Source organism: Ochrobactrum sp. P6BSIII (assembly GCF_014138065.1).
Taxonomy (GTDB): Bacteria; Pseudomonadota; Alphaproteobacteria; order Rhizobiales; family Rhizobiaceae; genus Brucella.
The window spans coordinates 76,529-91,338 of record NZ_JACGXB010000020.1 but is presented as its reverse complement, the minus strand read 5'-3'; the positions used below and the strand labels follow the sequence as shown (position 1 = coordinate 91,338).

Genomic DNA, 14,810 nt, shown 5'->3' with positions numbered 1-14,810 from the left:
AGGAACTTGACCACTACTATCGACCCGAAACATAACTAACAGGCGGGTCAATTCTCGGCGCAAATGCCGGGTCACTTCTCAGTACAAATCAACACACATCCTGAAATACACCCCATGCGGTGGAACGCTGAATGGCTAGCAAAGGATGAAACAGCGTGAATTACAGATGTACAGCTTCCTATTGGCTCCACCAGAAAGTTTGAATATACTGACCGATAAATTGTTGCATCCAAACTTTCCCTGTTGCCTTCAACAAAAAGAATCGGCTGACGCGAGCCAACTAACTCGGCTATGAGTCGTTCGGACAATCCGGTATCCGAGGGAATTTCTGTAACTTCCCATTGAGGTTTCGGAATGTATGATGAGACATAAACCTTCTGCGCTGCGGGTCTGGCTGTGACGAAATCCAAGTCATGAGTAATATAGACGAAAGCACAGTCTGCTCGCTCAGCTTCAATGGTATCCCATAATTTTGAAAGTATTGCTTTATGTACATGCAGCTCTGGCTCATCAACGATGATCACTGAGTTTTCAGGGGCTAGCAGACACTGTCCAATCATGTAAAAAATTACCCTTTCTCCATCGCTCATATCTGAGCCGGAGTAAGACAAAGTTGTCTCTGTGTCTGGCAACCCAACCTGAACATCCAATTCTCGTGGCATTAATTTTCTATGAGGTAATAGTTCACTCCAAATACGGACCAACCTTCCGAGCAACGTAACTGGCGGCAGCGCCTTTAAATTTCTACTGTGCTCTGTAAGGTGTGAAATTGCAGCGCGACTTTGCTCCGCAAATAATGCTTGCAATAAAAAATCGAAATCATTTACAAGAGTCACCGCAGGTTTTTGTTGATACTTTGAAGATTTTCTACTGCCCGCGAAATTGCTGCTACTATCGATAAAGCCAGTTCTTAATCCTATGACAGCTCTATCAAAGCTTACAGCCGACAGCTTATCAGACAAATGAAGAGAACGATGCGCGGCAATACGCATTACTTGATCAAATGGGAGAGTATCTTCGATAAAAACTCCAAGTCTCGTTTTACCGGCACCATTAGCCCCAACGATAACCAGAGATCGTCCTAGCTCAATCAATAATGGATATTGTCCACTCTTTGTCGGAACATTAACAGTTGGAATTTGGGACATTTATGGCGCGCTCAATCCGTTACATAAGTAGTTATAGATTAGCTGGAACACAGCGCACTTCAACTAGTCTTGAATTTTATCATCCGATTTCCACGGCCTTTCGCGATGCGTACGTAGATCGTTGACTACCGCTACAAAGATCGCTACAAAACGTAGACTTTCGGTAACGAAAAACCTTTTAAAATCAACGGTTGTTGTGAAAACCCGCTGTTTCCCGCCGACCGCACCACAATTTTTCATGCAAAAGCCGCCGTGTTTTCCCGGCGGCTTTTGTTTTTGATGAAATGCCTTCAGCCGTGCAGTTTGGCGGTGATTTCTGCGACACGCTTGCCCTGAAAACGTGCACCTTCCAGTTCCTGTGCCGATGGCTGGCGCGAACCGTCGCCATCTGCCGTCGTCGTCATGCCGTAAGGCGCCCCGCCACGCACCACATCATTGCCCATCTGCCCCTGATAGGCATAGGAAAGCGGCACGATGATCATGCCATGATGCTGCAACTGCCACTGCGCCGAAATCAAGGCCAGTTCCGCGCCGCCATGCTGCGTCGCCGTTGAAACCATCACCGAGCCGACCTTGTTGAGCAGCGCGCCCTTGGCCCACAGACCACCGGTCTGGTCGAGAAAGTTTTTCATCTGCGCGGCCATCATGCCGTAGCGGGTCGCGGTGCCCAATATAATGGCGTCATATTCGACCAGATCGTTCGGCGATGCGATGGCTGCGTCCTGATCGACCTTATAATGCGAGGCCTTGGCGACTTCGAGCGGAACCAGTTCGGGCACCCGCTTGATCGTGACTTCCGCGCCGCCTTCGCGCGCGCCTTCTGCCGCAGCCTTGGCCATCTGCTCCATATGCCCGTAGGACGAATAGTACAGCACCAGAACTTTTACCATCTGACGTCTCCGTTTTCGGTTTTGCGGAACCCCTTTTCCGCATTCACTCAACTAGAGAGCATTTTTATTTTGGGAAGATGACCGAACGGAGGAACATTTTGTCTTTTGCGACAAACCGGTTGCGGCGCGGTGCGCCTGAGGCTTAACTGTCGCCAAATTGAAATGGAGTCTGGGCATGACCGACACTTCGCAGCAGGCCGTCAGGGCTGCAATGCTCGCCATTGGCGACGAACTTCTCTCCGGGCGCACCAAGGACAAGAACATCGGGCATCTCGCCGATCTGCTGACCGCTGTGGGTATCGATCTCAAGGAAGTGCGCATCGTACCGGACGAGGAAGACGCCATTGTCGCCGCGCTCAATGCCCTGCGTCCGAATTTTGATTATGTCTTCACTTCGGGCGGTATTGGCCCGACCCATGACGACATCACTGCCGACGCCGTTTCAAAAGCCTTTGGTGTGCCCTGCATCTATGATGAAAAGGCCATGAAGCTTCTCGGCGACAATTATGCGCGGCGCGGTCTGGAATTCACCGATTCCCGCAAGCGCATGGCCCGTATGCCGCAAGGGTCGGAACATATCGACAATCCGGTTTCTTCCGCGCCAGGCTTTCACATTGGCAATGTCTATGTGATGGCGGGCGTTCCGTCGGTATTTCAGGCCATGCTGGACAATGTAATCCCCACCTTGCGGACCGGCCGCAAGCTTTTGTCACGCGCTGTGCTCTGCCCCTTCGGCGAAGGCGTCATCGGCGCGCCGCTGGCCGAAATCCAGAAGCAGAACCTCGATACGATCATCGGTTCCTATCCGAAATTCGAGAATGGACGCTTCAGCACCGAGCTTGTGGTGCGCGGCAGCGATCCGCAGAAGATCGATGCGGCAGCTGCCGAAATTGACGCCATGATTGCCGGGCTGGTGGCTTCCGGCGCAAGCTGACCAAACTGGCATATTCGAAAACACTTCCTTTAAGTCTTGCAACCTTTTGCGTGCGCAACTCGTTGCATTCTATGCTAAAATGGAAACACAGCTGGAAGGAGATCGGTCATGACCTACAAAACGGTGGTTGCCTATTCCCGGAGCGAAGCCGAGCTGAAGCGGGTTCTGTCCGCCATCGCGCTTTTGATGCGAAAAGTGCCCGATCTTCATGTCATCGGCCTCTATTCCATCCCCTCTCCCATCGTATATGCCGATCCCAACGGGTTTATCGATCCCGGCATGTTCGAACTGCATGACAAGCAGCACAAGGAACTGTCAGAGCGGCTGAAACATGTTTTTGAAGAAGAGATGCGCCGTCAGGATGCGCATTTCGAATTCCGTATCACCCGCTCGGAAACCGGCACCGCTGCCGATGGCGTTCTGACCTCGTGTCTCGGTGCGGAATTGCTGGTTGCAGGCCAGCCGGATCCCGACGATCCGGCCACCAATGACGAAACCGCCGACACGATTGTCTTCAATTCAAGCTGCCCGGTTCTGCTCGTACCTTATGCACCTGTGACACAGCCATTGTCACTGGACCGGATTGTTGTTGCCTTCAACGGCAAGCGAGAAGCGGCGCGCGCCGCATTCGATGCCCTGCCCCTGATGAAACAGGCTGGCCGTACTGAAATCGTATGGGTCGACCCGCCAGAAGCCGAGGGCGAGGACGAGGCGCTCGCCGGCACCGAGCTGGCTGAATCCATTGCTCGCCATGGTATCGAGGTGAATGTCACGCCGCTCGGTTCGAATGGACGCTATGCACAGGATGCGCTGCGGGAACATATCATCGCGGAGCGTGCCGATCTGCTCGTCATGGGCGCCTATAGCCATTCGCGTCTGCGCGAGCTGGTATTCGGTGGCGTGACTCGTTCAATGCTCAATGAACTTCCCGTTCTGACATTGTTTTCGCGGTAACATGTCCGCTCATATCGAGCGGGCAATTATCCCCAATTCGTCGCATCAAGCCCCTTCAAGCCATAACAGACTTGCAAGATCGGTGTTTTTGCGGTTATCAGCACTACCCGGCGCTGACTGTGCCGGGTTGAAGAAACCTTTTCATCGTGTTGCAGCCCCTTAACGTGGGCGCAGACGGTGGAAGCAAAGGTCTACACAGTTCAGCGCGCTTGACGGTGGTCATCGCGCATTTTTGGTTTAGCCAGTCTGTGGGCCACAGCCCACGGACTGTTCCATGGAGCGTTTCGATGTCCTTGCCCGATAAAGCCTTTCCCGTATCCTGGGATCAGTTCCACCGCGATGCCCGCGCGCTTGCCTGGCGCATTTCCGGCATGGGGCGCGATTGGCGTGCAATCGTCGCGATTACGCGCGGCGGCCTGGTGCCTGCGGCCATTATCTGCCGCGAACTCGGCATCCGCCTTATCGAAACCGTCTGCATTGCCTCCTATCACGACTACACGTCGCAGGGCGAAATGCAGATCCTGAAAGGCATCGGCGAACAGCTTCTGGAAAATGGCGGCGAAGGCGTGATCGTCGTCGACGACCTTACCGATACCGGCAAGACTGCCGCCATCGTCCGTGAAATGATGCCAAAGGCGCATTTTGCAACGGTTTATGCCAAGCCGAAAGGCCGCCCGCTGGTTGATACCTTCGTGACCGAAGTATCGCAGGACACCTGGATCTATTTCCCGTGGGATATGGGCTACACCTATCTGGAGCCGATTGCCGGCGACAAGCGCGGATAAGTTCCAGCATATCGCACCTTGAGACATTCGAAATGCCAGCCCTAACCGGCTGGCATTTTTTATTGGGCACAATTGTTCTGCGTATAAAACCAGCAGGATGGAGGGCTTTCTTAAAGAAAGAAGGCACTCTCAAAAAACGCGGAAAACGAAAATAAACGAAAACAGAAAAAAGGATATTTCTGCCGTAATCGCGTGCTATAAGAAAATGGTCGAAATGGCGCTGATAGCGGTCAGGTTCGGCGTTGAATAGCAACGCGCCCTCCCTGTATTTCAATAGTAGCTTTAAAATAAAGGACTTTTTTGTCCTTTTGTAAGGTCTGTTGCGCATTTGAACAGTTGTTATTTTGACGAATCATTCCATTTTAAGGAAAAGAGGGAATTTCGCAGTGAAGACGGTCGCCAAACAACTTATTGCAACGGAAAAGCGTATTCTTACGCCTTCTGGCCGTTTGCAGCAGGTTGCGGCCCTCGTCTATCGTCGCGAAATGGGCGCTCTTCAGGTGCTTGTCATTACAAGCCGCGGTACGGGCCGCTGGATCATCCCCAAGGGCTGGCCGCAAGTCGGTCGCACACTCGCTGAAACAGCCTTGCGCGAAGCCTTCGAAGAAGCAGGCATTCGCGGCGATGTCACGCCCGAACCCATCGGCAGCTTCAATTATTGCAAAATGGATATGCCGCCAGAGCGGATCAACCAGTTTTCGGTCGCGGTTTATGCTGTCCGCTTTACTGGTCAGGAGAAAAGCTGGCCCGAACAAGATCAGCGCATCTGCGAATGGGTGTGCCCGGATGAAGCGGCAAGGCGCGTCGAAGAGACCGAGCTGAAGCAGATTCTTCTGCGCTTTGGTGATTCGGGTATGAGAGTCGCTGCTGAATAGCGGCGTCATTTCTCCATTAACGCTACATATCTGCGCTTGCTCGGCCTATCCGTAGCGTTTCCAGCGGGAAATCCACCTATAGAGCCTCGTGATCACTATCCGCATCGCTCCCGGAACGAAATTCACAGCGTCCTGTGCAAGGCTTCAATCGCTCACAGCAGACTATTTCGAGCCGCCATCTCGCGCTTTTTGCTCAGACCCTGCATCAGAACGTCGTTCGATCCCACTGTTTTTGCGCAATAATTGCCCTCAATGATTGGTTAAAAAGGGGTAAAAGCGTTTTAGCCGGCTTCGTTCACAAAAGCTTCTCTTCTCCCCGTTATCCACATTAGCCCCAGCGCCTTACGCACAATATCTAGCGTTAGGCGCCTTACAACAAACCAATGCTTGACGCTCGCAGCCGAGTCGTTTTTTATGAACTTATCGTTGCGTAAGTGGCGTGGCCGGGCGTCTGAATAGCCGGTCTTTCTTTCAGGTTAGTCAAGTTCTGGAACGGGCGTTGCGCTTATTCAGCGTAGTTGTCGCTCCGGGCTTCGTCGTGCCCGATTTCCGGGCCGGACCACCTTTGGAGAAGCAGATGCAGCCACATGACGAAAGAGCGTTAACACTAGATTTAGTATTTGCGCTCATGCTTCTTACAAGATAGAGTATTTTTCGATCTGCTGATTTGTTGGTTTGCAATACCCCTGACGAGGATAGCTCTGGCTGCCTTGGGGTGTTTTGTTATGCGCCGGATGCAGCAGAAACAGAATTCGGGATCCCGGTTATGTGCCGGAATCCTCACCAAGAAGCCCTTCCTCGCAGGAGGGCTTTCAAACAGAGACGCGGTACAGACAGCAAGTGGCGGGCCATGGTGGAAACTCACCTTTGGCGCTACTATATATAGAACGTTTGGATGGAAAAGATGAAGATCGAACGCCGTTTCACGAAAGAGAATCAGTCGGCCTATGCGGACATCGCGTTTCGGACTGCGACCAGCGAGATCAAAAATCCCGATGGATCCATCGTATTCCGCCTGGAAAACATCAATGTACCGGCTCAGTTCAGCCAGGTTGCAGCAGACATTCTTGCGCAGAAATATTTCCGCAAGGCTGGCGTGCCTGCCCATCTGAAGAAAGTTGAAGAAAACGACGTCCCGTCGTGGCTGTGGCGCTCGGTCGCCGATGAAGATGCGCTTGCATCGCTGCCGCAGAACGAGCGTTATGGCTCCGAGATGGATGCCTGTCAGGTTTTTGACCGTCTTGCCGGCACCTGGACCTACTGGGGCTGGAAAGGCGGCTATTTCGGTTCGGAAGAAGACGCCCTCGCCTTCCGTGATGAGCTTGCCTATATGCTCGCCACCCAGCGCGTCGCACCGAACAGCCCGCAATGGTTCAACACCGGCCTGCACTGGGCTTACGGCATTGACGGTCCCGGTCAGGGCCATTTCTATGTCGACTGGCAGACCGGCAAGCTGACCAAATCCAAGTCGTCCTACGAACATCCGCAGCCGCATGCCTGCTTCATCCAGTCCGTCGCTGACGATCTGGTCAATGAAGGCGGCATCATGGACCTGTGGGTTCGCGAAGCGCGCCTGTTCAAATACGGCTCCGGCACGGGGTCCAACTTCAGCCATCTGCGCGGCGAAGGCGAAAAGCTTTCCGGCGGCGGCAAGTCGTCTGGCCTGATGAGCTTCCTCAAGATCGGCGACCGCGCTGCGGGCGCCATCAAGTCGGGCGGCACCACGCGTCGCGCCGCAAAGATGGTGGTTGTCGACATCGACCATCCGGATATCGAAGAATATATCGACTGGAAGGTGAAGGAAGAGCAGAAGGTCGCTTCGCTCGTCACCGGTTCCAAGATCGTCAAGCAGCATCTGGCCGCGATCATGAAGGCTTGCGTCAACTGCGAAGCCGATAATGATGATTGCTTCGATCCGTCGAAGAACCCTGCCCTGAAGCGCGAAATCAAGGCAGCCAAGAAGAACCAGGTTCCGGAAAACTACGTCAAGCGGGTGATCCAGTTTGCGCGTCAGGGCTATACCGATATTCAGTTCAAGACCTACGACACGGACTGGGATTCGGAAGCCTATCTCACGGTTTCGGGCCAGAACTCGAACAACTCCGTCTCGCTGAAGGACGAATTCCTGCGCGCCGTCGAAAACGACAGCGACTGGAACCTGACCGCACGCAAGGACGGCAAGGTCATGAAGACCTTGAAGGCGCGCGATCTTTGGGAAAAGATCGGTTATGCCGCATGGGCCTCCGCTGATCCGGGTCTGCACTACAACACGACCATGAACGACTGGCACACCTGCCCGGTCGCTGGTCCGATCCGCGCCTCCAACCCGTGCTCGGAATACATGTTCCTTGACGACACGGCTTGTAATCTGGCGTCGATCAACCTGCTCACCTATCGCAACAAGGACGGTTCGTTCGACATTGCGGCTTACGAGCACACGGCGCGCCTGTGGACCATCGTTCTCGAAATCTCGGTGATGATGGCGCAGTTCCCGTCCAAGGAAATTGCCCGCCTCTCCTACGAATACCGCACGCTCGGCCTCGGCTATGCCAATATTGGCGGCCTGCTGATGACATCCGGTATTCCTTATGACTCCGATGAAGGCCGCGCCATCTGCGGTGCGCTGACCGCCATCATGACCGGCATTGCCTATGCAACCTCCGCCGAAATGGCGAAGGAACTGGGTACATTCCCAAGCTATGAGCCGAATGCCGAGCATATGCTACGCGTCATGCGTAACCATCGTCTGGCCGCCCATGGCGAGACGGAAGGTTATGAAGGCCTCGCCGTCAATCCGGTTGCACTGATTGCTGAAGACTGCCCGGATCAGGACCTGATCACCCACGCCCGTGCGGCTTGGGACAAGGCACTGGAACTCGGTGAAAAGCACGGCTACCGCAACGCCCAGTCGACCGTTATCGCGCCAACCGGCACGATCGGCCTCGTCATGGATTGCGACACGACCGGCATCGAGCCTGACTTTGCGCTGGTGAAGTTCAAGAAACTGGCCGGTGGCGGCTACTTCAAGATCATCAACCGCGCCGTGCCGGAAGCACTCCGCACGCTCGGCTACTCGGAAAGCCAGATTGCCGAAATCGAAGCCTATGCTGTCGGCCACGGCAACATCAATCAGGCTCCGGGCGTCAATCCTTCGTCGCTGCGCGGCAAAGGCTTCACCGATGAGAAGATCGAAGCCCTGAATGCAGCGCTCAAGAGCGCGTTCGACATCAAGTTCGCTTTCAACAAGTGGACGCTGGGCGAAGATTTCTGCAAGGACGTGCTGAAGCTCACCGACGAACAGCTGAACGATTTCTCGTTTGAAATGCTGCCAGCTCTGGGCTTCTCCAAGAAGGACATCGAAGCTGCCAACATCCATGTTTGCGGCGCAATGACCCTCGAAGGCGCACCGTTCCTCAAAGAAGAAGACTACGCAGTGTTCGATTGCGCCAATCCATGCGGCAAGATCGGCAAGCGTTACCTGTCGGTGGATAGCCACATCCGCATGATGGCTGCCGCACAGCCATTCATTTCGGGTGCGATCTCCAAGACGATCAACATGCCGAACGACGCGACCGTCGAAGACTGCAAGAACGCTTACATGCTGTCCTGGAAGCTGGCTCTGAAGGCCAATGCGCTTTATCGCGACGGTTCCAAGCTTTCGCAGCCGCTCAACGCCGCGCTGATCTCGGACGATGAAGACGAAGATGATGCAGTCGAAGCGCTGATCGAAGCACCGGCCGCAGCCCGCGCCGTTCAGGTGACGGAACGCATCGTCGAAAAGGTCATCGAGAAGATCGTACATGAGCGCGAAAAGCTTCCGAACCGCCGTCAGGGCTACACCCAGAAGGCAGTTGTCGGCGGACACAAGGTCTATCTGCGCACCGGCGAGTTCGGTGATGGACGCCTCGGCGAAATCTTCATCGATATGCACAAGGAAGGCGCTGCTTTCCGTGCGATGATGAACAACTTCGCCATCGCTGTGTCGCTCGGCCTGCAATATGGCGTGCCGCTGGAAGAATATGTGGAGGCATTCACCTTCACCAAGTTCGAACCGGCTGGCATCGTCATCGGCAATGACGCGATCAAGACCGCAACGTCGATCATCGACTATGTGTTCCGCGAACTGGCCGTGTCCTATCTGGGCCGCAACGACCTCGCCCATGTCGACACGAGCGATTTCTCTAACACGGCGCTCGGCAAGGGTATCCAGGAAGGCAAGACCAATCTGGTTTCGACCGGCTGGACGCGCGGCTACAAGCCGACACTGGTGACCAACACGACGCCGGGCAGCGAAGCCAAGGGTTCGTCGGCATCGGCGCCACAGGCTTCGAATGTCACGACCTTGAAGTCCAGTGCCACTCCGGCTGGTCGCCCGGCGACCATCGGTCTGGTGACGGAAGGTGCAACGGCTTTCAAGCGTGAGTTTGAAGAACAGACCGCTCCGGTGCAGCAGCAGGAAACTTCGGCTGCAACCGAACTGTTCTCCGACAAGGCTGCTGCCGACGCCGCTTCGGCCCGCGCCGAAAGCGCCAACTCGGCAAAGAAGATCGAAGCCGACCGTCGCATCAAGTCGATGATGCAGGGTTATACGGGCGACAGCTGCACCGAGTGCCAGAACTTCACAATGGTGCGTAACGGCACCTGCCTGAAGTGTGACACATGCGGCGCAACGAGCGGCTGTAGCTGATCGAGTAACAAGTGAGTAACGAATTTGAGGGCGCGCATCCAATGCGCGCCCTCATCTTATTGGCGAAGGCAGCAACCAAGACCACGCAGCAGACCTCCAAGTGTTTTGGAATTTTGCGAGAACAACCAGCCGAAAACCAAAACTATTGACCTTTCTTACATCTTCGAACATTCTGACTGCCATGAATATCAATCTTGGCTTTACACGCATTATACGACGCCGACGCTGCATAATCGTGCAGCGTGGCGCTTTGATTCTGCGATGGCGTGAGTTTCTGGAGAGCTAGTTCTCCTTGTCATCATAGGGTTTTTCGCAACCTGCCCACCTCTCGGTCGGCGGGTTTTTTATTGTCTGGACAGTCGAAACCTGGAGAAAAGATGCCCTTGCAACCTAGCTTCCCACCCATCACTTTCCGGTCTGCAACCCAAGAGGATTGCGCCCATCTTGTCCTTTTTGCCGACATGGCGACACGCCGCCTGACTTCATTTCTGTGGGGACAGATGGCTGCGCCGGGGCAATCCGCATTCGAGGTCGGCCGCAACGTGATCCGTAATGTCGAAAACCATTTCACACACTTTTCGAATTGGCGTGTGGCCGAACATCAAGGCGAGACTGTGGGAGCCTTGAACGGATATGTCATCCCTGAACCAACCACGTCGGCGCTACCCGTCCCAGACATTGTGGTGCCATTGAACGAGCTGAAGAATATGGCAGCAGGGACATGGTATATTTCTGCCATCGCGATCCATCCCGAACATCAAGGCAAGGGCTTTGGCTCACAGCTACTCGCGGAGGCGGAACGCATCGCAAGATTGGCGGGCTACAACCGTCTGACGCTTTTGGTCGGAAGCTTCAACACCGGAGCCTATCAGCTATATCAAAGATGCGGTTTCACCGAATGGGCGAGACGCTCGTTTCTTCCTTTTCCAGGTTCAGATGAGGGCGAATGGATACTCATGGTTAAGGACCTGTCATGCAAATCCTGACTTGCGTCACAACGGAACCGGTGTGGAGATGGAAAGGATGACAAGATCATCTAGCTGGAACGGTGTCCCTAAACCGGGCCGCTCTTTCTGTTTGTGATGGGAGGAAGCAGCCCGTACATTCTGGCGCATAAGCAAGGCCGTATGAATTGTGAGTTTTGCCGCGATGAAGGGTTTCAAACGGGCGACTTGTGGGCATACTGGTCTTCAATCATTTGTCGGCTCACTTCGTGGGCCGGCCCTCCACATTCCGGTTTTGTGAGGACGCGATGAAAGCGATTGTCATCCACGCTGCAAAGGATTTGCGCATTGACGAGCGTGAGCCCGAGACGCCCGGTCCCGGCGAGGTTGAAATCCGTCTCGCCACTGGCGGAATTTGCGGCTCCGACCTACATTATTACAACCATGGCGGCTTCGGCACCGTGCGCGTCAAGGAACCGATGATCCTCGGTCACGAGGTTTCCGGTCATATCGCGGCGCTCGGCGAAGGCGTTTCCGGGCTAGCCATCGGCGATCTGGTCGCCATATCGCCGTCCCGTCCCTGCGGTCACTGCGAATACTGCCTCAAAGGGCTGCCCAACCACTGTTTCAACATGCGCTTTTACGGATCGGCGATGCCCTTCCCGCATATTCAAGGCGCGTTTCGGGAACGGCTCGTCGCGCAGGCGAGCCAATGTGTGAAGGCCGATGGTCTCAGTGCCGGTGAAGCGGCGATGGCTGAACCGCTCGCGGTCACACTGCATGCCACGCGCCGCGCGGGCGAGATTTTGGGCAAGCGTGTGCTGGTGACCGGCTGCGGTCCCATCGGTACTCTGTCTATCCTGTCGGCCCGTCGCGCAGGAGCGGCGGAGATCGTCGCGGCGGATATTTCCGGGCCAGCGCTGGATTTCGCGCGCAAAGCTGGTGCGGATCGCACGATCAATCTTTCGCAGAACCCGGAAGGGTTGGCCGAATTCAGCCAGAACAAGGGTGCATTCGACATATTGTATGAGTGTTCAGGCGCAGCCTCTGCTCTTGTGGCAGGCATTCACGCGCTTAGACCGCGCGGCATCATCGTACAGCTCGGAGTGGGCGGCGAGATGAACCTGCCGATCAACACGATAACGGCCAAGGAACTCGATCTGCGCGGTTCTTTCCGATTCCACGAAGAATTCGGTCTCGCTGTAAAGCTCATGCAGGACGGGTTGATCGACGTCAAACCGCTCATCACGCAGACCCTGCCGCTGGCCGATGCGCTGAGAGCCTTCGATATCGCGTCGGATAAAACGCAATCGATGAAAACCCAGATTGCATTCAACTAAAGAACTTCAAAAAAGTGCGAGGCAGGTTCTATCACTTTGTGCTGACTGAACTGCTTCAGGAGGAACTATGAGCGTTCAACTCTTCGATCTGACAGGCAAACGCGCGCTTGTGACCGGCTCTTCGCAAGGGATCGGCTATGCGCTGGCAAAGGGCCTCGCCGCCGCTGGGGCTGACGTTATTCTCAATGGTCGCGATGCGGCCAAGCTGAAGGCGGCAGCCGAAAGCCTCGGAGTGAAGCACACACTGGCCTTCGATGCGACGGACCATGAAGCCGTTCGCGCGGCCATAGACGGGTTCGAAGCGGATTTCGGCCCCATAGATATTCTCGTCAACAATGCGGGCATGCAGCACCGCACCCCGCTGGAGGACTTTCCAGCCGATGCTTTTGAACGTTTGCTGAAAGCCAATGTCTCCACCGTGTTCAACGTGGGGCAGGCTGTTGCCAGACACATGATCAAGCGCGGCGCGGGCAAGATCATCAACATCGCCAGCGTCCAGACTGCCCTCGCTAGACCGGGCATAGCCCCTTATACCGCCACAAAGGGCGCGGTCGGCAATCTCACCAAGGGCATGGCCACCGATTGGGCCAAATACGGCCTGCAATGCAATGCTATCGCGCCGGGATATTTCGACACGCCGTTGAACACCGCTCTGGTTTCAGATCCGACTTTCTCCAACTGGCTTGAAAAGCGCACCCCGGCCGGGCGCTGGGGCAAGGTTGATGAGCTTGTCGGCGCTTGCATCTTCCTTGCGTCCAATGCCTCATCCTTCGTCAATGGCCATGTGCTCTACGTGGATGGCGGCATCACCGCCTCTCTTTGAAGATCAAAGACTGTAGCAATTCGCATACAGATGCCGGTCCGTGGATAATTTAACGGGATCGGCATCTCTTAAAAATACTCCCGGCGGTTGATTTGGAGGCCGCACCGCCTTATTTCGCAATAAATCTCGATGATACAATCATCAAAACTGTGGTGGTCGTTGAACGGCAACCATCAACACTCGCGAAAACACGTCTCGGGAAAATCTATTGTCGGAATTCTTTATTGCACATCCGTGGGCGGAGACGCTTACGGCTCTTGGGGGATTGTTTCTCTCCGCATTCATCGCAAATTTTCTGATCAAGGCAATTCTGCTCAAGCTGCTCGACCGGATTGTTCGGAAAACTTCATTCGGTCAGGACGAAGAGCTGAAGCAGCACAGCGTCATCAGTCGTCTGGCTAATATCATTCCTGCCCTGATCATTTCTTCCGGCATTCTGGCGATCCCAGGACTGCCGGATACCGCGATCACGATCATTCGTAATGTTGCGATCGCCTTTATCATTCTGACGCTGGCCTTAGCGGTCAATTCTGCATTCGGTGTGGTCGACACGCTTTATCATCGACGTCCGGAAGCGCGTTATCGGCCCATCAAGGGCTATATTCAGGTCACCAAGCTGGCGGTCTATATCATCGCCGCCGTCCTCATCATCGCAACCCTGCTTGATAAGTCGCCGGTTATTCTACTTTCCGGTGTCGGTGCAATGGCTGCCGTGCTGATCCTCGTTTTTCAGGACACGCTGCTCTCACTGGTCGCCAGTATGCAGATCGCCTCGTCAAACATGGTTCGCGTGGGAGACTGGATCGAGATGAAGAACCTCGATGCCAATGGTGATGTGACGGAAATCGCGCTTTATACGGTCAAGGTGCAGAATTTCGACAAAACGATCACCACCATCCCGATCCGCAAGCTCATCACAGAACCGATGAAGAATTATCGTGGCATGCAGGAATCGGGCGGTCGTCGCATCAAGCGTGCGCTTTACATCGATCAGAACTCAATCCGTTTTCTCTCCAACGATGAACGCGCAAGCATGGCATCCGTCGACTGGCTGGCTGATTATCTCCCCAAAAAGGCCAAGGAAATCGCGGAATGGAACGACAAGCTAGGCGACCGCGCCAAAAATCCCGTCAACACGCGGCGTTTCACAAATATCGGCACGTTCCGTGCCTATGTGGAAAATTATCTGCGCAATCATTCCGGCGTTCATAAGGGCATGACGCTGCTCGTGCGTCAGATGGACCCGACGCCGGAAGGACTGCCTCTCGAAATTTACTGCTTCGCCAACACTACCGTCTGGGCGTCTTTCGAGCAGATACAGTCCGATATTTTCGATCACCTCTATGCGGTGCTGCCCGAATTCGGCCTGAGTGCCTTCCAGAACCCGAGCGGCAAGGATTTCCGCAAGCTGGTGGATTGAATTTGACGTT

Annotated in this window: 11 protein-coding genes; 9 read left to right on the top strand and 2 right to left on the bottom strand. The window is 54.7% G+C overall.

The genetic code is table 11. The annotated features are described in order from the left end of the window. Positions 1 to 71 precede the first annotated feature (71 nt). Positions 72 to 1,148 carry an AAA family ATPase gene (locus tag FHW00_RS21780; protein WP_078340454.1) on the bottom strand — a complete coding sequence of 359 codons (1,077 nt, stop codon included), beginning with the start codon at positions 1,146 to 1,148 and terminating at the stop codon, positions 72 to 74. Positions 1,149 to 1,438: 290 nt separating this feature from the next. Further along, positions 1,439 to 2,038 carry an NAD(P)H:quinone oxidoreductase type IV gene (gene wrbA / locus FHW00_RS21775; RefSeq protein ID WP_078340453.1) on the bottom strand — a complete coding sequence of 200 codons (600 nt, stop codon included), beginning with the start codon at positions 2,036 to 2,038 and terminating at the stop codon, positions 1,439 to 1,441. A gap of 175 nt (positions 2,039 to 2,213) precedes the next feature. Here wrbA and FHW00_RS21770 point away from each other — a divergent pair, with 175 nt between their 5' ends. The 9 genes from FHW00_RS21770 (at position 2,214) to FHW00_RS21730 (ending at position 14,800) form a co-directional block, all read left to right on the top strand. Further along, on the top strand, positions 2,214 to 2,972 hold the full coding sequence (locus tag FHW00_RS21770; RefSeq protein WP_078340452.1) for a competence/damage-inducible protein A: 759 nt from the start codon (positions 2,214 to 2,216) through the stop codon (positions 2,970 to 2,972). Positions 2,973 to 3,080: 108 nt separating this feature from the next. After that, positions 3,081 to 3,926, top strand: a complete 846-nt coding sequence (locus FHW00_RS21765) for a universal stress protein (protein WP_113533573.1) — start codon at positions 3,081 to 3,083, stop codon at positions 3,924 to 3,926. 287 nt (positions 3,927 to 4,213) lie between these two features. Further along, on the top strand, positions 4,214 to 4,711 hold the full coding sequence (gene gpt, locus FHW00_RS21760; protein ID WP_078340451.1) for a xanthine phosphoribosyltransferase: 498 nt from the start codon (positions 4,214 to 4,216) through the stop codon (positions 4,709 to 4,711). A gap of 386 nt (positions 4,712 to 5,097) precedes the next feature. Then, positions 5,098 to 5,586 (top strand): NUDIX hydrolase, encoded by a 489-nt coding sequence (locus FHW00_RS21755; protein WP_078340450.1) that lies wholly within the window; start codon positions 5,098 to 5,100, stop codon positions 5,584 to 5,586. Between the two features lie 904 nt (positions 5,587 to 6,490). After that, complete coding sequence (locus tag FHW00_RS21750; RefSeq protein WP_078340461.1) at positions 6,491 to 10,273, top strand: vitamin B12-dependent ribonucleotide reductase; 3,783 nt, start codon at positions 6,491 to 6,493, stop codon at positions 10,271 to 10,273. A 377-nt stretch (positions 10,274 to 10,650) separates the two neighbouring features. After that, a complete protein-coding gene (locus tag FHW00_RS21745) occupies positions 10,651 to 11,259 on the top strand; it encodes a GNAT family N-acetyltransferase (RefSeq protein ID WP_078340449.1) in 609 nt (202 codons plus the stop codon). A 266-nt stretch (positions 11,260 to 11,525) separates the two neighbouring features. Beyond that, positions 11,526 to 12,557, top strand: a complete 1,032-nt coding sequence (locus FHW00_RS21740) for an L-idonate 5-dehydrogenase (RefSeq protein ID WP_078340448.1) — start codon at positions 11,526 to 11,528, stop codon at positions 12,555 to 12,557. A gap of 67 nt (positions 12,558 to 12,624) precedes the next feature. Further along, positions 12,625 to 13,380, top strand: a complete 756-nt coding sequence (locus FHW00_RS21735; protein ID WP_078340447.1) for an SDR family oxidoreductase — start codon at positions 12,625 to 12,627, stop codon at positions 13,378 to 13,380. Positions 13,381 to 13,588: 208 nt separating this feature from the next. After that, a complete protein-coding gene (locus FHW00_RS21730; protein ID WP_078340446.1) occupies positions 13,589 to 14,800 on the top strand; it encodes a mechanosensitive ion channel family protein in 1,212 nt (403 codons plus the stop codon). Positions 14,801 to 14,810: the final 10 nt, after the last annotated feature.

What these genes read in the sequence shown, in the direction of transcription:
- wrbA (WP_078340453.1), bottom strand. Translation starts at nt 2,038, where the DNA reads ATGGTAAAAGTTCTGGTGCTGTACTATTCGTCCTACGGGCATATGGAG.
- FHW00_RS21745 (WP_078340449.1), top strand. Translation starts at nt 10,651, where the DNA reads ATGCCCTTGCAACCTAGCTTCCCACCCATCACTTTCCGGTCTGCAACC.
- FHW00_RS21765 (WP_113533573.1), top strand. Translation starts at nt 3,081, where the DNA reads ATGACCTACAAAACGGTGGTTGCCTATTCCCGGAGCGAAGCCGAGCTG.
- FHW00_RS21735 (WP_078340447.1), top strand. Translation starts at nt 12,625, where the DNA reads ATGAGCGTTCAACTCTTCGATCTGACAGGCAAACGCGCGCTTGTGACC.
- FHW00_RS21770 (WP_078340452.1), top strand. Translation starts at nt 2,214, where the DNA reads ATGACCGACACTTCGCAGCAGGCCGTCAGGGCTGCAATGCTCGCCATT.
- gpt (WP_078340451.1), top strand. Translation starts at nt 4,214, where the DNA reads ATGTCCTTGCCCGATAAAGCCTTTCCCGTATCCTGGGATCAGTTCCAC.
- FHW00_RS21780 (WP_078340454.1), bottom strand. Translation starts at nt 1,148, where the DNA reads ATGTCCCAAATTCCAACTGTTAATGTTCCGACAAAGAGTGGACAATAT.
- FHW00_RS21750 (WP_078340461.1), top strand. Translation starts at nt 6,491, where the DNA reads ATGAAGATCGAACGCCGTTTCACGAAAGAGAATCAGTCGGCCTATGCG.
- FHW00_RS21740 (WP_078340448.1), top strand. Translation starts at nt 11,526, where the DNA reads ATGAAAGCGATTGTCATCCACGCTGCAAAGGATTTGCGCATTGACGAG.